Consider the following 14,539-nt stretch of genomic DNA (forward strand, 5'->3'; position numbering starts at 1 on the left):
GCCATAAGAGGGGCGCGATTGTCCGGGATTAAGCTTAAGAAGCAAAGGGTTAGCTGAGCAACGGTCGACTGTGCCGGTGTTTCAGGGAACCTCTGTACGGTCACCTGGAGCCTGGTAGCCCTGGTGCAACAGTTCGACCAACTGTCGCAGAAAGTAGTGTTTTTCCAGAACTTCCCGGCGAAAACATACCCGATGATGACGCAAGGCCCAGGTCTCGCGCAGCTCGATGATCGCCAGGCGTCGATCATCGTCGGGAGCCAGGGTCGACAACGGCACGATGCTGATGCCGGCGCCTGACGCTACCAGTTGGGCGATCGAACGGAAACCCGAAACCTGTACGCAGACATCCAGCGAGCCGCCGGCCAGGGCAGCCTGGCTCATCAGGTAGGTATGCAGCGCGGCACCGCTTTGCAGGCTGATGAAGGGCCGGCCCAGGCATGCGGTAAAACGCACGGATGCCTCGCGGGCCAGAGCGCTGTCCGACGGTGCGATGATCACGAAGCGGTCTTCGCGGTACGGCACGAACTGCAGGTCCGGGTGATCGGAGTCCACCGCGATGATGCCGATATCCGCCCTGCCCGCCGCCACCGCCGCGACGATTTCCGAGCCCATGCGCTCCTCCAGGTTGATCCGCACCGCCGGGTAGGCAGCGAAGAACCGGGTCAGATCGTCGGGCAGGAAGGAACTGATGGCGTTGTTATTGGCAAAGAAGGTGATATGGCTGGTCAGGCCCTGCACATACGGCGTCAGGTCGGCGTGCATCTGTTCCAGTTGGGCCAGGCAGCGCCGGGTGTGTTCGAGCATCACCACGCCGGCCTGGGTCAGCTTCACACCCCGGGCCTGGCGCACCAGCAGCGCGGCGCCGATGGCGTCTTCCAGGCCCTTGAGGCGCAGGCTGACCGAAGACGGTGCCAGGTGACAGCGCGCCGCGCCGCGGGTCAGGTTGCCCTCCTCGGCTACCGCGAGGAACACCTTGAGGTCCACCAGATCGTAATGCATGAGGATCGAGCCACGTTGAAAGAGCCCGGTCATCACACCCTACCCGAGGTCACTTGGCAATGACCGGCGCCTTGTCCGCCATGGGCTCGGGCAGGCGATTGAGCACCCGGTGCATGCGCTCGCGATCCAGTTCCTTCTCCCAGGCCGACACCGCCACCGTCGCCACACCGTTGCCGATCACATTGGTCAGGGCCACCACTTCGCTGAGAAAGCGGTTGATGCCGAGGATCAACACCAGTCCGGATACCGGCACGGTGGGCATCACTGCCAGGGTCGCCGCCAGGGTGATAAAGGCAGCGCCGGTCACGCCGCTGGCGCCCTTGGACGTCACCATCGCCACCGCTAGCAAGATCAGTTGCTGGGCCCAGGTGATCTCGATATTCATCGCCTGGGCGATAAACAGCACACACATGGTCATGTAGATATTGGTGCCGTCGAGGTTGAAAGAGTAACCGGTGGGAATCACCAACCCGACCACCGAGCGCGAGCAACCGAGGCGTTCCAGCTTGGTCATCATCAGCGGCAGTACCGGTTCGCCGGAACTGGTGCCGAGGACGATCAGCAGTTCTTCCTTGATATAAGCCAGGAAGCGGAACAGGTTGAAGCCGACAAACCGAGCGATCGACCCCAGAACCACGATCACGAAAAACAGGGCCGTGATATAGAAGGTACCAATCAGCTTCAGCATCGGCAGCAACGAGCCGACGCCGTAGGTACCGATGGTGAAGGCGATGGCGCCAAAGGCACCGATGGGAGCCAGTCGGGTGATGATCCCGACAATCCCGAACAACACCTTGGACAGGTCGTCGATCAACTGGTTGACCGCCCTCGCCTTCTCCCCCAACCCTGCCAGCACGGCACCGAACAGCAGCGCCACCAGCAGGATCTGCAGGATCGCGCCCTGGGCGAAAGCCGATACCAGGGTGTCCGGGATGATGTTCATCAGAAAACCGCTGGTGCTCAGTTCGTGGGCCTTGTCCGCATAGGCGGCCACCGCGCTGGCATTGAGTCTGGCCGGATCGACGTTGAAACCGGCGCCGGGCGTCAGCCAGTGGGTCGCCACCAGGCCGATCACCAGGGCCAGGGTCGAAACCACCTCGAAGTAGAGCAAGGCCTTGCCGCCGACCCGACCGATCTTCTTCATGCTGTCCATGCCGGCGATACCGGTGACCACCGTACAGAAGATGATCGGCCCGATCACCATCTTGATCAGCTTGATGAAGGCATCGCCCAGCGGCTTCATGTCGGCGGCCAGGCCTGGCCAGTAGTGGCCGACGGCGATGCCCAGGAGCATCGCGGCGAGGACCTGGATGTACAGCACTTTGTAGAAGGGTCTTTTCATTATTGGTCTCCACAAAAGGTATCGGGCGATTTTCCCGCCCGAGAAAATCCGCAAGGCATCGCTCGCGTCAGAGGTGCCGGTGCAGCCACCGTGCCGCGGTCAGGACCCGCGCATCGCTGCCACGCGGGCCGATCACCGACAAGCCCAACGGAGCCCCGTCGAGGCTGATCCAGGGCAGGCTGACCTGTGGCAGGCCGGCCAGGCCGGCAAGGCTCAGCAACTGCTGGGAACGCAGGCGCTGTTGCTCCATGGCTTCGGTGCTGGCGTCCAGGCGCGGGGCAACTGCCGGCACCGTGGGCAACAGCAGGAAGCTCGACTCATTGACAAAAAGTCGTGCCAGTTGCTGCGCCGCAGCCTGGCGCACCTGCTGTTCGGCGGCGACCTGTTGTGCGGTGACCCGCGAACCGGCTAGAAAACGCTGGCGGACATCCTCCGCGAGCTGCTCAAGGTGGACGCTGACCCAGGCCCCGTGCTGCTGCCAGATCTCACCGCCCTGCAGGACCCGATGGGCCCTGGCGTAATCCGCCAGGGTCAGGCTGGCCGATGGCAGCAGCGTATGTTGCAGGGTGCTGCCAAGGCGTTCGACCAGGGCGCCGAACGCCACCTGCACCGCCTCGTCGCACACCGCCAGGGCATCCTCGCTCAGGAGGAACAGCGGGTTTTCTCGCGGGTGTTCATCCACGGCCTCGTTGGCCAGGACCGCGAACACCGCCGCCAGATGCTCCCCATTGGCGGCGAACCAGCCCACGGTGTCAAAGCTGTGGGCCAGGGCGAAACAACCGCGCGTGGCAATCCTTCCCTGGGTCGGGCGCATGCCCCAGACCCCGCAGTAGCTGGCCGGCAAACGGCAGGAACCACCGCAATCGGTGCCCAGTCCGATATCCGCAAGCCCTGCGGCCACCGCCACTGCCGAGCCGGACGACGAGCCTCCGGGAATCCGTGACGGGTCGGCCGGGTTGCACGGTGTGCCGTAGTGCAGGTTGATCCCCGCCAGGCTGAACGCCAGTTCGTCGGTGACCGTCTTGCCAGTCCATTCGGCCCCGGCTTCCAGCAGCAGGCGCACCGCCACGGCCGTCGTCGTGGCCGGGGCCTGCTGGGCCAGCCAGCGCGGGTTGCCGGCACCGGTGCGTTGTCCCTCGATATCGAAGACATCCTTGGCCGCCAGGCGCAGGCCTGACAAGGCGCCGGAATGACGGGCGACAAAAGGTGCCCGGGCAAAACCTTCGCGGACAAAGGCACCGTGCAGTCCCGGCTGCAACAGGGCGGCCGGAGCCCGGTGGTCATCGTGAGGGCGTTCGGCAGTCGGCCGGCGGTCGAGATATTGCATGATCGGTGTGTTCCTCCGGGCGTTCTTGTGACGCGAGTATCGAGGGGCCCGATCCGGGAAAACAGCGAGGGTTGGCAAAGCCAGCCTTTGTCGAAAACGAACGCTCAGAGCCGCGATCCGGGAACGGCCTTGGGTAAAAGCGCAGAAGAATCGGCAAATCGGCCTGATCTATTGATACACTGTAACAATTGATCCCAGCCTTCCTGTCAGTGCCTTCCCATGACCCCTGTGCAACGCCGTGCCTGTTTCACCGCCCTCTTCCTGCTGCTGGGTGGCTCCTCAGCCCTGGCTGACGACCTGATGATCACCTGGCCCGGCGACTGGGAAGTCCAGACCCTGCCGCCAGCGCAGAACGCCGCGGGCGAAGTCGTCAGCGGACTGCGCCAGCGCGCGGTGAAGAACGATCCCAATGGCGACCCGATGATGGTCATGGAGCTGACCCAGTCGGCGCTCAACCCCGGCCATGAGGTCAACCTCCCCGGCGTGTTGCTGGAGATGCGCAAGGCGGTGCAGAAGAATTTCGTCGAGCGCGGTTTCATGAGCGTGTGCAATCGCATTCACGACAGCACCCTGGGTGGCCTGGCGGCGGTGGAAACCACCTGTACCATCACCCAGAACGGTGGACATGTGATGACCCAGACCCTGGTGGCCGCGGCCCACGACGGCAAGGCCTATTCCCTGCTCTACGCCGGCTCGGCGGACGGCTACAAGACCGTGGAACCGGTGGTCAACGGTATCCGCGCCAGCCTGCACCTGCAACCCTGAGTCACCTCTTGTGGGAGCCGGGCTTGCCCGCGAACCGCCGAAGGCGGCCATCCGGACAAATCCTGCGGTGCTGGAAGAAGCGCTTTCGCGAGTTGGCTCGCTGCTACACAAGGGCCCCGGTCAACCCGCGAGGAATCCGCGGGCCATGCCGCTGGCGGCAATCACGATCAGCATGATCAACAGGGCTTCGATATGGCTGATGCGTGCGAACAAGCGGGCCCGGCCGATATCGATGGCCGTGCCCCTCTTCTGCGCGATCCGCCATTTGATCAGACTGATCATCGGCGCCAGTTCCAACAGCAGGACAATCACGAACAGCGTCAGCTTGAGATGGAACAGCGGCTGGTGCAGGTAGTAGTCGCTTCCCTTCTCGAAACCGCCGAACGCCCGCAGGCCACCGGTGACCAGCAGGATGCCGGCACTGATGCCCCAGAGATTGTCCCAGATGAACACCTGGCGCAGTTCCGCCGGGGTGCTGCCGGTGAGGCGGCGCAAGGCCCCGCCACGGCCGAACACCGCCGCCAGGGCGATACCGAAGGCCAGAAGGTGCAGCGCTGCCAGGGACCAGTGAGCAAACATCGGATCGTCTCCTTGAATGAGCAAGACAGTTGTAGCTCAAACCGCCGATCTTTGCGCAAGCTCCCGCCCGGATCAGGCCCTCAAGGCAGCAGGATCACCTTGTCGCCGCTGCCCTGGTTGACCTCGGCATAGCGCGCCGGGCCCTCGGCCAGCGGCGATTCCCGCAGGTCCGATGGCAGCTCCAGCAGGCCTTCGTCGAAGAACCGTCCGAATTGTTCGAGCATCCGCGCACAGGCCTCGGTGCCATAGAGCAAGGAGTTGATACCGACCACCGAACCGCCCTTGCGATACAGGGCCAGGGCCGGCAGTTGCACATGGCCGTCGACCGGCGCGGCGATGATCGCGATCCGCCCGAAAGGCGCCAGCGCGCCGACCGCCGCCGGCAGCCAGAAACCGGTGGTGTCGAAGATCACCTCGGCACCGCCGGGGAACACGCCGTTGACCGCCGCCGCCAAGGCTTCCGGCTGATCCAGTTGAATGGCTTCGAAGCCCTTGTCCTGCAGCGCCTTGACCTGCTCCGGACGCCGCACCGCGCCCAGCGCATGGGCACCACGGATCTTCGCCAGGGCCATCGCCGCGCTGCCGACCGCGCCATTGGCGCCGATCACCAGCAGGCGTGTACCGGCCTTCACCAGGCTGCGCTCCAGGGCATCCCAGGCGGTGGTGTACGGCACACCGAGACTGGCAGCCTGGACAAAACTCAAGTGGCTCGGCTTGAGTGCCACGCCCCTGGCCGGCAGGGTCAGGTACTGCGCATGGGAACCGTCGCCGGTAAAACCCAGCTCCTTGCCGGTGCCCCAGACTTCCTGGCCGAGCAGCGCCTGCGGGCCCTCGACCACCACGCCGGCGAAGTCACGTCCGGGCACCCGGGGCAAGGTGGTGTAGGCGAAGCGTCCCAGGACGTTTTTCACATCGCTGGGGTTCAGGCCGGCCGCCTTGATCTGCACCAGGACTTCTCCGGCAGCAGGCACGGGCATCGGCAGGTCGACCAGTTGCAGCGCCGAAAGGTCGCCGGTCTTCGAAAATTGCAGGGCTTTCATAAGGTACGCATCCAGACAGGGAACAAGGGATTCTTCAGGACAACCAGCCAGCCACCAGTTGCTTGCCGAGGGGCCAGGCCTTTTCGCCCAGTTGCATGCCCAGCAAACCGACCAGGGCCACGGCGGGTGGCGCCGGGGAACGGAAATCGAGCCCGCCGTAAAGCAGCCCGACAACAATGCCGATGGCGAGGGAAATCAGGTAGCTCATGACGAACTCCGCGCTCGATAAAGGAATGCCCGCAGTCTATGGCCGACAAACCACGGCTGCCGGTCAAGGGCTTCTGGATATCGGCCAAAATCGCGGCGGCCGCGTCAGCCCACCGGATAATGCGACGGGGCGATGCCGAGGGCGCGGCGGAACATGTCGCTGAAACTGCTGGGCGAGTAACCCAGCGAGCGGGCGATACGGCTGACCGGCGCGCCCTGGATCAACTCCGCCACCGCCGTCGCCAGTTGCACCTGGCGTCGCCACTCGGCAAAGCCCATGCCCAGCTCCGCCTGGAACAGGCGCGCCAGGGTGCGCACGCTGGCGCCGGCCTGTTCGGCATGCTGATCGAAGGAAATCGCCAGTGACGGCGCGCCCATCACCGCCTGGCAAAGACTCATCAGGCGCCGGTCGGTGTCGGAGGGCATGGGGATTTTCAGCAGGGAACGCCGTGCCCGCTTGAGCTCCAGCAACGCCAGGTTGACCAGCGCCTCATAGTATTCGCCCTGCGGGTCATCGGTCTGCTCCACCAGCCGGACGATCAGCTCGCGCAGCAAACCACCGACCTCGATCACCTGGACCGTGCTTTCCAGGGTTTCGGCCAGGGCCGGACGCAGGTAGATATTGCGCATCTGCAGATCCGACACCACCCGGATACCGTGGGCGACACCGGGCGGCAACCACACCGCCCGCTGCGGCGGGACCACCAGGGCTTCGTGGGGCGTCTCGACCCACATGACCCCGGACATCGCATACAGCAATTGCCCCCAGACATGTTCGTGGGGCTCGATGTACAAGCCCCGCGGGTAGGTCCGTGCCAGGGGCTGCACGGGCCGACCGGTGTCGGTGAGATCGGGCGGCGCGGCCAGGGCCATGATCAGCTGGCGACAGGCGTACGCATGGTGACGAACTCTTCGGCCGCCGTCGGATGGACGCCGATGGTTTCGTCGAAGTGCTGCTTGGTGGCGCCGGCCTTCAGTGCGATGGCCAGGCCCTGGATGATTTCACCGGCGTCGGGGCCGACCATATGGCAGCCCAGGACCTTGTCGGTGCGGGCATCCACCACCAGCTTCATCAGGGTGCGTTCCTGGTCTTCGGTCATGGTCAGCTTCATCGGCCGGAACCGGCTTTCGAAGATCTGCACCTCATGGCCCTGCTCCCGCGCCTGTTCCTCGCTCAGGCCGACCGTGCCGATATTCGGCTGGCTGAACACAGCGGTCGGAATCAGGTTGTAGTCGACCGGACGATACTGCTCGGGCTTGAACAGGCGCCGGGCCACCGCCATGCCTTCGGCAAGGGCCACCGGCGTCAGTTGCACGCGCCCGATCACATCGCCGAGGGCGAGGATCGACGGTTCGCTGGTCTGGTATAGCTCGTCGACCTGGATAAAGCCGTTCTTGTCCAGCTTCACCCCGGTGTTTTCCAGGCCCAGGTTGTCCAGCATCGGGCGTCGGCCGGTGGCGTAGAAAATGCAATCGGCTTCCAGCTCGCGGCCATCCTTGAGGGTGGCTTTCAGGCTGCCGTCGGCCAGCTTGTCGATACGCTCGATATCGGCATTGAACTGCAGGCCCAGGCCGCGCTTGCTGAGTTCTTCGGCCAGGTGCCTGCGCACCGCGCCATCGAAGCCGCGCAGGAACAGGTCGCCGCGATACAGCAGTTGGGTGTCGGCGCCGAGGCCATTGAAAATGCCGGCGAACTCGACGGCAATATAACCGCCGCCGACCACCAGGATGCGCTTGGGCAGTTCCTTGAGGAAAAACGCCTCATTGGAGCCGATGGCATGTTCATGCCCCGGAATCTCGGGGATCTGTGGCCAGCCGCCGGTGGCGATCAGGATATGCCTGGCGCTGTAGTGCTGGCCGTTGACCTCGACCTGGTGCGGGTCGACCAACTTGCCATGACCTTCCAGCAAGGTAACGCCGCTGTTGGCCAGCAGGTTGCGATAGATGCCGTTGAGGCGGTTGATTTCCTTGTCCTTGTTGGCAATCAGGGTCGCCCAGTCGAAGTTCGCCTCGCCCAGGGACCAGCCGAAGCCTTGCGCGTGTTCGAAGTCTTCGGCGAAGTGCGAACCGTACACCAGCAACTTCTTCGGCACGCAGCCGACGTTGACACAGGTCCCGCCCAGGTAGCGGCTTTCGACCACCGCCACCTTCGCCCCGAAACCGGCGGCAAACCGCGCCGCACGCACACCGCCGGAACCGGCGCCAATTACAAACAGATCAAAATCGTAGGCCATATCTATCTCCTCGGCAGGCACACAGCATAACCGCTGTAGCCCTTTGGGTCAGCGCTGGACACTACATAAGGGCGCCCAAATGAAAAAGCCACCCGGAGGTGGCTTTTCTTTACTACTGGAGAAGCAGCGCTGGCTTCCTGATCGTTCCGACGCTGGAGCGTGGGAGCGATCGAGAAACCGCCTGGCTTAGTAAGCCTTGCCGGTCTTGTAGAAGTGTTCGAAGCAGAAGTTGGTGGCCTCGATGTAGCCTTCAGCGCCACCGCAGTCGAAACGCTTGCCCTTGAACTTGTAGGCAATCACGCAACCGTCCTGGGCCTGTTTCATCAGGGCGTCGGTGATCTGGATCTCGCCGCCCTTGCCCGGCTCGGTCTGCTCGATCAGGGTGAAGATGTCCGGGGTCATGATGTAGCGACCGATGATCGCCAGGTTCGACGGTGCATCTTCCGGTTTTGGTTTCTCGACCATGTTGCGTACGCGGTACAGGTCGTCACCGATCAGGTCGCCGGCGATCACACCGTACTTGCTGGTTTCCTGCGGATCGACTTCCATGATCGCGACGATGGTGCAGCGGTACTGCTTGTACAGCTTGACCATCTGCTTGAGCACGCCGTCGCCTTCGAGGTTGACGCACAGGTCGTCCGCCAGGACCACGGCGAACGGCTCGTCGCCGATCAGCGGACGGCCGGTCAGGATCGCATGGCCCAGGCCCTTCATTTCGGTCTGGCGGGTGTAGGAGAACGAACACTCGTCCAACAGGCGGCGGATACCGACCAGGTATTTTTCCTTGTCGGTGCCCTTGATCTGGTTTTCCAACTCGTAGCTGATGTCGAAATGGTCTTCCAGCGCGCGCTTGCCGCGGCCGGTGACGATCGAGATCTCGTTCAAGCCAGCGTCCAGCGCTTCCTCGACGCCGTACTGGATCAGTGGCTTGTTCACCACCGGCAGCATTTCTTTAGGCATGGCTTTAGTCGCTGGCAGGAAGCGAGTACCGTAACCGGCTGCTGGGAACAAGCATTTCTTGATCATATAAGTCCTTAAAAAGGGCGGTGTGTACGAGTTTCGGCGCAGTCTAATCAGGCGGCGGTCACCTTACAATGCCCCGCTGATAGCATACTGACGCCAACATAGAGAAAAACTGGCGCTGATAGTTCCGCAAGACTTGCAAATAGTACGACGCCCGGTAACCGCGGCGACTGCGGAACACTTCCACGCACGCTCCAAGGCAGCAATTCTAGCTGCTGATGCCGGTTTGCGCCTTGATCTGCGCTATGATTCCGGCCTTCCATCACCCCCAGCGAGACAGATCGATGTCGGCAGCAAAAAACGTGAACGGTTACCTGATCAACCAGGCAAAGGACGGACAGTGGTGGGTCGCCGGCGTCGATGGCGAGAACATTGCAGGGCCGTTCCCGACCGAAGCACTGGCCATTGAAGTGGCCTCGGTTTTCCAGGACACACCTGCCCCCGCCACCAAGCGTCGTGGCAACTGAAGGCTGAACGACATGAAGCGACTTCTGACACTGATTGCGGTACTGGCCCTGGGCGGCTGCGCCACGGCATCCAAGACTTACCTGGACAACGGCCGGCAGGGCCTGGCGATCGACTGTTCGGGCGAGGCCATGTCCTGGGCCAAGTGCTACGAGAAGGCCGACGCCTCCTGTGCCGGGACCGGCTACACCATCGTCGGCACGGACGGCACGCCGCAGCCCGCCGAAAGCGACAAGACCCTGGGCGTGGATGTCGGCAATTTCAAGAGCCGCACCGTGGTGGTGGTCTGCAAGTGAAGCAGGCCGGCCGGGGTCCGGCTGGCGCCGGCCTCAGGGCTGACCGGAAATGCAGCGGGTCGCCGCATCGAGCACCGCGCTGGAGCGCAACGGGTTGTTCGACATGCTCTCGTAGAGCTTGATGCTGCTGCCGTTGGAGCGCTCCTCGATATCCAGCAGCGCCGCCGGCGAGGTCGACAGGCGATCGCGCACTACCATCTTGATCCCGTTCTTGTGCGGCGTCAGCAACGAGGGGCCCCGGCTCTTGATCAGGATCGTGTCCACGCACTGGGCATACTCATTGGGCTTCTTGCCCGAAATCACATTCAGCGTCGGTGGTGTCTGCTGGATGTCCTTTACACTCGCACAACCACTCAACGCCAAGACCGCGACCCAAACGCCCCACTTCATGAAAAAACCTCCGATAAAGACGCTCGGACAGCATCCGCGGGATTTTTCTCCCTGGGACGTGAATTAAAAGCACCTGAATTAAATCGATCATCTATGGCGACAAGGCCGTGTAATCCGTCAAACTTGTCAGTCTGCCCGGAGAACAACTCCATCGTAGCCGTTATCCCCGCTCTGCCACATGCTATCTTTTTGATTTTGTAGAAAAAGCCTTCTGGAGGCGCCCATGAAATTCATCCACCAGCGCGAGCACCTCAACGAAGACGACATCGTCGTGATCGACTGCTCCCAGACCTGCAACATCCGCCTGATGAACGACGCCAACTTCCGCAGCTTCAAGAATGGCGGTCGCCACACCTACCACGGCGGCGCCTTCGATACCTTCCCGGCCAAGATCACCGTACCGAGCACCGGTTTCTGGAACATCACCCTGGACACGGTCGTCACCAAGCGCGCCATCAGCGTCACCCGCAAGCCGAACCTGACGCATTCGATCCGCATTATCCGCCGCTCCAGCTCGAAATTGCGTTAATTCAGCGCACACGCCCACCTTCTCTCGTTACTGGAATGACCGTGACTACCAAATACGTCATCAAATACAAACTCGACGGTGAACGCCGTTTCGACTTCGCGCAACTGGAAAACGGCACCGAGGCCGAAGCCCGCGCCGCGTTGGAAGCCATTCATGGCAAAGTCGACGATAGCATCACCGATGTGAAAGTCAGCAAGGCCCTGTAAGCGCGCGACGGGTCTGACGAGACAGCCCATGAACCTCGATCTGTTTGCCGCCGACGATCTGCAGCAACCCGAGCGCAACGAGCGGATCGGCGAACAGTCGTGGGTGCTGCGCGGCTTCGCCCTGCCCTGGGTCGAGCGTCTGCTCCCGGCCCTGCAACAGGTGCTGCTTGAAGCGCCGTTCCGGCAGATGGTCACCCCCGGCGGTTTCACCATGTCCGCCAGCCTGAGCAGTTGCGGCACCTGGGGCTGGACCACCGACCGCAGCGGCTACCGCTACAGCGCCGTCGACCCGCAAACCGGCCGCCCCTGGCCGGCCATGCCGGACGTATTCCGCCAGCTGGCGGTCGACGCCGCGCAGAGGGCCGGCTTTGCCCACTTCATCCCCGATGCCTGCCTGATCAACCGCTATGTGCCGGGAGCGAAGATGTCCCTGCATCAGGACCGCAACGAACAGAACTTCAGCGCCCCGGTGGTTTCCATCTCGCTGGGTTTGCCGGCGATGTTCCTGTTCGGCGGCCACGAGCGCAGCGACAAGACCTTGCGCGTTCCGCTGTTCCACGGCGATGTGGTGGTCTGGGGCGGCGTCGACCGCCTGCGTTTTCACGGCGTGCTGCCGATCAAGGACGGCCGGCATCCGCAACTGGGTGCCGAGCGCATCAACTTCACATTGCGCATGGCCGGCTGAAAACTCGCCGAGCGGTGAGTCGACGAGACTGCTTACAACGCGGCATGATCATCGCGCAGAGCGTTTTCGTCGCCCCTAGCGGTTGACGTCGACGACCACCCGCCCCCTGACCTGCCCGGCGAGCAATCGTGGAGCCACTTCCAGCGCCTCGCCCAGGCTGATTTCCTGGCTGATCAGCGCCAACTGCTCGCGATCAAGGTCCCTCGCCAGGCGATCCCAGGCGACGATTCGCTGCGCCTTGGGCTGGGTCACGCTGTTGATCCCGGCCAACGTCACCCCACGCAGGATGAACGGTGCCACCGAGGCCGGGAAATCCATGCCCTGGGCCAGGCCGCAGGCAGCCACCGTGCCATTGGCCCGGGTAGCGGCGCAGACATTGGCCAGGGTGTGACTGCCCACGGAGTCGATGGCCGCGACCCAGCGCTCTTTCGCCAACGGCTTGCCCGGTTGCGACAGCGTCTCGCGGTCGATGATCTCGGCGGCGCCCAGCTGCTTCAGATAGGCGTGCTCGCTGGTGCGCCCGGTGGATGCCAGCACCCGATACCCCAGGCGCGCCAGCAAGGCCACGGCGAAACTGCCCACGCCACCGTTGGCCCCGGTCACCAGCACCTCGCCCTGGTCCGGCGTCAGGCCATTGCGCTCCAGCGCCAGGATGCTGAGCATCGCGGTAAAACCTGCCGTGCCGATGGCCATGGTTTGTGCCGCCGTGAACCCCTGGGGCAATGGAATCAGCCAGTCACCGTTGAGCCGGGCTTTCTGCGCCAGTCCACCCCAATGCCCCTCGCCGACACCCCAGCCATTGAGCAACACCGCGTCGCCGGCCTGATAATCGGCATGGCTGCTGTGCTCTACCGTGCCCACCAGGTCGATGCCCGGCACCATCGGGAAGCGCCGCACCACCGGGCTTGCGCCGGTGATCGCCAGGCCGTCCTTGAAGTTCAGGGTGCTGTAGGCAACCCGTATCGTCACATCGCCTTCCGGCAATTGTTCATCGCTGAGGGAGGCCAGGTTGGCCCGATAACCGTCTTCGTCCTTTTCGATCAAGATGCCACTGAACATGCTTGCCTCCAATTTAGACCGATCGTCTAGAAATAGCCGAAAAAAAGCCCCGGAAAATCAATGCGCCAGGCAGCGTGCAAAGCCCTGCATAAAGGTTTCCAAGGGTGCCTCGCTGCGCACCAGCCGGGCGCGCAATACCGCGCCCTCCCAACCGATCCAGAAAAAATTCGCCAGGGCCGCGCAGTCGGCGTCGCGGGCCAGTTCACCCGCGTCCTGCGCCGCCTGCAGGCAGTGCGACAGGCGCAGCTCCCAACTGCGCAGCACCGCGTCCAGTTGCTCGCGATAGCTGTCCGGCAGCAGCGTCACTTCCTGGCCCAGATTGCCCACCAGGCAACCGCGCCGAAACCCGTGCCGCGCCATGCCGGCCTTGGCTTCGTCGACAAAGCCGCGCAGGCGTTGCAAGGGTGGCAGTGACGTATCCAGCAGCCAGCGGTCGAGCTTGCGGGCAAAGTACTCGGCGTAGTTGGCGAGCACCGCCTGGCCGAACGCTTCCTTGCTGTCGAAGTAGTGGTAGAACGAGCCCTTGGGCACCCCTACCCGCTTGAGCACGACGTCGATACCGGTGGCCATGAAACCCTGTTCGGTGAGGATTTCGGTGCCGCAACGCACCAGCATCTCGCGGGTCTGCAATTGCTCCCGGGGGATTTTCGGCGGACGGCCAGGCTTGCGCGGTGCGGCAGTTATCGAGGTCATGGGCACAATATAGACCGATCGGCTATAAAATACATGCGACTAAAGGCGCAGGTCGGCTCACTCGACGATCCCGATATACACCGCAACGCTGTCCGGCCCGGTATAAACCTCGAAATCCGTAGCGAAGCGACGTTGTCCGGGATGCTGCTCGAAGTAGGACCAGATCCGCCCCCAGGTGTCGATGACCGTCTGCGGCATGGCGCCCCGGCCTTCGAAAACCAGATAGGGGCCGGCCTGCACCTCAAGGGTCGGATACCCCGGGGCCGGCGTCGTCACCGCGACCGCGGCGGTCACATCGAAATAGCCGCTGGCATCCGACTCGTAGCCGGAGTAGACGCCATACACCGGTGAATCCGGCTGGCGGTTGGCGATACGCTCGGCCAGTCCTTCGGCGAAGAAACCGCCCCACAACCCACCGATCCTTGCCGTCTCAGCGTACCGCTCGTCCTCGTTGCGGGTCCGGACCTGCGGGCCGGACACCTGGAAAGCAGCCACTTCCACGCGTTTCACATCCATCTGCATCATGCTCCTGGGCGGTTTTTTGAACGGCGATTTTTGAACGACGACAACTTTAGGCGGATTCTGTCGCGAGCGTCATCGCAAATCACTCTTTTTGCCTGCCCGGACAGATCATGACTGGCCTTGCGCGCATCATTCCTGATACAAACCAGCCCTGTTCTCGTCGTTATCCTTTTATCTG

Annotated in this window: 19 protein-coding genes; 6 read left to right on the forward strand and 13 right to left on the reverse strand. The window is 63.2% G+C overall.

Annotation, left to right across the window (positions count from 1 at the left end; genetic code table 11):
• Nucleotides 1-81: 81 nt before the first annotated feature.
• The 3 genes from KI243_RS19430 to KI243_RS19440 form a co-directional block, all read right to left on the reverse strand.
• Nucleotides 82-1,032: a LysR family transcriptional regulator gene (locus tag KI243_RS19430; protein WP_017125201.1), complete on the reverse strand. Its 951-nt coding sequence runs from the start codon at nucleotides 1,030-1,032 to the stop codon at nucleotides 82-84.
• A 16-nt stretch (nucleotides 1,033-1,048) separates the two neighbouring features.
• Nucleotides 1,049-2,341, reverse strand: a complete 1,293-nt coding sequence (locus tag KI243_RS19435) for a dicarboxylate/amino acid:cation symporter (protein WP_212809770.1) — start codon at nucleotides 2,339-2,341, stop codon at nucleotides 1,049-1,051.
• A 67-nt stretch (nucleotides 2,342-2,408) separates the two neighbouring features.
• Entirely contained in the window at nucleotides 2,409-3,668 is a 1,260-nt protein-coding gene (locus KI243_RS19440) for an amidase (protein ID WP_212809771.1), read from the reverse strand.
• Nucleotides 3,669-3,887: 219 nt separating this feature from the next.
• Between KI243_RS19440 and KI243_RS19445 the strand changes: the two genes are divergently transcribed.
• The gene (locus KI243_RS19445; RefSeq protein ID WP_177087838.1) at nucleotides 3,888-4,433 is read left to right on the forward strand and encodes a DUF4946 domain-containing protein; all 546 of its coding nucleotides are present in this window, start codon (nucleotides 3,888-3,890) and stop codon (nucleotides 4,431-4,433) included.
• Between the two features lie 120 nt (nucleotides 4,434-4,553).
• Here KI243_RS19445 and KI243_RS19450 read toward each other — a convergent pair whose 3' ends face one another.
• The 6 genes from KI243_RS19450 to galU form a co-directional block, all read right to left on the reverse strand.
• A complete protein-coding gene (locus KI243_RS19450; protein WP_017125197.1) occupies nucleotides 4,554-5,012 on the reverse strand; it encodes a DUF2214 family protein in 459 nt (152 codons plus the stop codon).
• Nucleotides 5,013-5,092: 80 nt separating this feature from the next.
• Nucleotides 5,093-6,052 carry a zinc-binding alcohol dehydrogenase family protein gene (locus tag KI243_RS19455; RefSeq protein WP_103032636.1) on the reverse strand — a complete coding sequence of 320 codons (960 nt, stop codon included), beginning with the start codon at nucleotides 6,050-6,052 and terminating at the stop codon, nucleotides 5,093-5,095.
• 34 nt (nucleotides 6,053-6,086) lie between these two features.
• Nucleotides 6,087-6,260, reverse strand: coding sequence for a DUF1427 family protein (locus tag KI243_RS19460; RefSeq protein ID WP_017125196.1), 174 nt, complete (start codon nucleotides 6,258-6,260; stop codon nucleotides 6,087-6,089).
• Nucleotides 6,261-6,364: 104 nt separating this feature from the next.
• Nucleotides 6,365-7,132 (reverse strand): helix-turn-helix transcriptional regulator, encoded by a 768-nt coding sequence (locus KI243_RS19465; protein ID WP_017125195.1) that lies wholly within the window; start codon nucleotides 7,130-7,132, stop codon nucleotides 6,365-6,367.
• Nucleotides 7,133-7,134: 2 nt separating this feature from the next.
• Nucleotides 7,135-8,493, reverse strand: a complete 1,359-nt coding sequence (gene gorA, locus KI243_RS19470; protein ID WP_017125194.1) for a glutathione-disulfide reductase — start codon at nucleotides 8,491-8,493, stop codon at nucleotides 7,135-7,137.
• A gap of 186 nt (nucleotides 8,494-8,679) precedes the next feature.
• Nucleotides 8,680-9,519, reverse strand: coding sequence for a UTP--glucose-1-phosphate uridylyltransferase GalU (gene galU, locus KI243_RS19475; protein WP_042934967.1), 840 nt, complete (start codon nucleotides 9,517-9,519; stop codon nucleotides 8,680-8,682).
• 281 nt (nucleotides 9,520-9,800) lie between these two features.
• Here galU and KI243_RS19480 point away from each other — a divergent pair, with 281 nt between their 5' ends.
• The gene (locus KI243_RS19480) at nucleotides 9,801-9,983 is read left to right on the forward strand and encodes a hypothetical protein (RefSeq protein WP_017125192.1); all 183 of its coding nucleotides are present in this window, start codon (nucleotides 9,801-9,803) and stop codon (nucleotides 9,981-9,983) included.
• Between the two features lie 12 nt (nucleotides 9,984-9,995).
• Nucleotides 9,996-10,277, forward strand: a complete 282-nt coding sequence (locus tag KI243_RS19485; protein WP_017125191.1) for a hypothetical protein — start codon at nucleotides 9,996-9,998, stop codon at nucleotides 10,275-10,277.
• A gap of 33 nt (nucleotides 10,278-10,310) precedes the next feature.
• On the opposite strand, the gene KI243_RS19490 is transcribed toward KI243_RS19485, so the two are convergent.
• The gene (locus KI243_RS19490; RefSeq protein WP_017125190.1) at nucleotides 10,311-10,667 is read right to left on the reverse strand and encodes a hypothetical protein; all 357 of its coding nucleotides are present in this window, start codon (nucleotides 10,665-10,667) and stop codon (nucleotides 10,311-10,313) included.
• Nucleotides 10,668-10,890: 223 nt separating this feature from the next.
• Here KI243_RS19490 and KI243_RS19495 point away from each other — a divergent pair, with 223 nt between their 5' ends.
• The 3 genes from KI243_RS19495 to alkB are packed head-to-tail and all read left to right on the forward strand — an operon-like array spanning nucleotide 10,891 to nucleotide 12,087.
• Nucleotides 10,891-11,196, forward strand: a complete 306-nt coding sequence (locus KI243_RS19495) for a DUF1883 domain-containing protein (RefSeq protein ID WP_017125189.1) — start codon at nucleotides 10,891-10,893, stop codon at nucleotides 11,194-11,196.
• A gap of 41 nt (nucleotides 11,197-11,237) precedes the next feature.
• Nucleotides 11,238-11,402, forward strand: coding sequence for a hypothetical protein (locus KI243_RS19500; RefSeq protein ID WP_017125188.1), 165 nt, complete (start codon nucleotides 11,238-11,240; stop codon nucleotides 11,400-11,402).
• A gap of 28 nt (nucleotides 11,403-11,430) precedes the next feature.
• A complete protein-coding gene (gene alkB / locus KI243_RS19505) occupies nucleotides 11,431-12,087 on the forward strand; it encodes a DNA oxidative demethylase AlkB (RefSeq protein ID WP_212809772.1) in 657 nt (218 codons plus the stop codon).
• A 75-nt stretch (nucleotides 12,088-12,162) separates the two neighbouring features.
• On the opposite strand, the gene KI243_RS19510 is transcribed toward alkB, so the two are convergent.
• The 3 genes from KI243_RS19510 to KI243_RS19520 are packed head-to-tail and all read right to left on the reverse strand — an operon-like array spanning nucleotide 12,163 to nucleotide 14,355.
• Nucleotides 12,163-13,146 (reverse strand): MDR family oxidoreductase, encoded by a 984-nt coding sequence (locus tag KI243_RS19510; protein ID WP_177087828.1) that lies wholly within the window; start codon nucleotides 13,144-13,146, stop codon nucleotides 12,163-12,165.
• A gap of 57 nt (nucleotides 13,147-13,203) precedes the next feature.
• Entirely contained in the window at nucleotides 13,204-13,839 is a 636-nt protein-coding gene (locus KI243_RS19515) for a TetR/AcrR family transcriptional regulator (protein WP_042934964.1), read from the reverse strand.
• Between the two features lie 57 nt (nucleotides 13,840-13,896).
• A complete protein-coding gene (locus tag KI243_RS19520; RefSeq protein ID WP_177087826.1) occupies nucleotides 13,897-14,355 on the reverse strand; it encodes a GyrI-like domain-containing protein in 459 nt (152 codons plus the stop codon).
• Nucleotides 14,356-14,539: the final 184 nt, after the last annotated feature.

Origin of the sequence: Pseudomonas sp. Ost2, assembly GCF_018326065.1 — a bacterium.
Lineage (GTDB): Bacteria > Pseudomonadota > Gammaproteobacteria > Pseudomonadales > Pseudomonadaceae > Aquipseudomonas > Aquipseudomonas gingeri.

What these genes read in the sequence shown, in the direction of transcription:
- gorA (WP_017125194.1), bottom strand. Translation starts at nt 8,493, where the DNA reads ATGGCCTACGATTTTGATCTGTTTGTAATTGGCGCCGGTTCCGGCGGT.
- alkB (WP_212809772.1), top strand. Translation starts at nt 11,431, where the DNA reads ATGAACCTCGATCTGTTTGCCGCCGACGATCTGCAGCAACCCGAGCGC.
- KI243_RS19515 (WP_042934964.1), bottom strand. Translation starts at nt 13,839, where the DNA reads ATGACCTCGATAACTGCCGCACCGCGCAAGCCTGGCCGTCCGCCGAAA.
- KI243_RS19485 (WP_017125191.1), top strand. Translation starts at nt 9,996, where the DNA reads ATGAAGCGACTTCTGACACTGATTGCGGTACTGGCCCTGGGCGGCTGC.
- KI243_RS19465 (WP_017125195.1), bottom strand. Translation starts at nt 7,132, where the DNA reads ATGGCCCTGGCCGCGCCGCCCGATCTCACCGACACCGGTCGGCCCGTG.
- KI243_RS19490 (WP_017125190.1), bottom strand. Translation starts at nt 10,667, where the DNA reads ATGAAGTGGGGCGTTTGGGTCGCGGTCTTGGCGTTGAGTGGTTGTGCG.
- KI243_RS19450 (WP_017125197.1), bottom strand. Translation starts at nt 5,012, where the DNA reads ATGTTTGCTCACTGGTCCCTGGCAGCGCTGCACCTTCTGGCCTTCGGT.
- KI243_RS19430 (WP_017125201.1), bottom strand. Translation starts at nt 1,032, where the DNA reads ATGACCGGGCTCTTTCAACGTGGCTCGATCCTCATGCATTACGATCTG.
- KI243_RS19445 (WP_177087838.1), top strand. Translation starts at nt 3,888, where the DNA reads ATGACCCCTGTGCAACGCCGTGCCTGTTTCACCGCCCTCTTCCTGCTG.
- KI243_RS19460 (WP_017125196.1), bottom strand. Translation starts at nt 6,260, where the DNA reads ATGAGCTACCTGATTTCCCTCGCCATCGGCATTGTTGTCGGGCTGCTT.
- KI243_RS19520 (WP_177087826.1), bottom strand. Translation starts at nt 14,355, where the DNA reads ATGGATGTGAAACGCGTGGAAGTGGCTGCTTTCCAGGTGTCCGGCCCG.
- KI243_RS19435 (WP_212809770.1), bottom strand. Translation starts at nt 2,341, where the DNA reads ATGAAAAGACCCTTCTACAAAGTGCTGTACATCCAGGTCCTCGCCGCG.
- KI243_RS19510 (WP_177087828.1), bottom strand. Translation starts at nt 13,146, where the DNA reads ATGTTCAGTGGCATCTTGATCGAAAAGGACGAAGACGGTTATCGGGCC.
- KI243_RS19495 (WP_017125189.1), top strand. Translation starts at nt 10,891, where the DNA reads ATGAAATTCATCCACCAGCGCGAGCACCTCAACGAAGACGACATCGTC.
- KI243_RS19440 (WP_212809771.1), bottom strand. Translation starts at nt 3,668, where the DNA reads ATGCAATATCTCGACCGCCGGCCGACTGCCGAACGCCCTCACGATGAC.
- KI243_RS19455 (WP_103032636.1), bottom strand. Translation starts at nt 6,052, where the DNA reads ATGAAAGCCCTGCAATTTTCGAAGACCGGCGACCTTTCGGCGCTGCAA.
- KI243_RS19480 (WP_017125192.1), top strand. Translation starts at nt 9,801, where the DNA reads ATGTCGGCAGCAAAAAACGTGAACGGTTACCTGATCAACCAGGCAAAG.
- galU (WP_042934967.1), bottom strand. Translation starts at nt 9,519, where the DNA reads ATGATCAAGAAATGCTTGTTCCCAGCAGCCGGTTACGGTACTCGCTTC.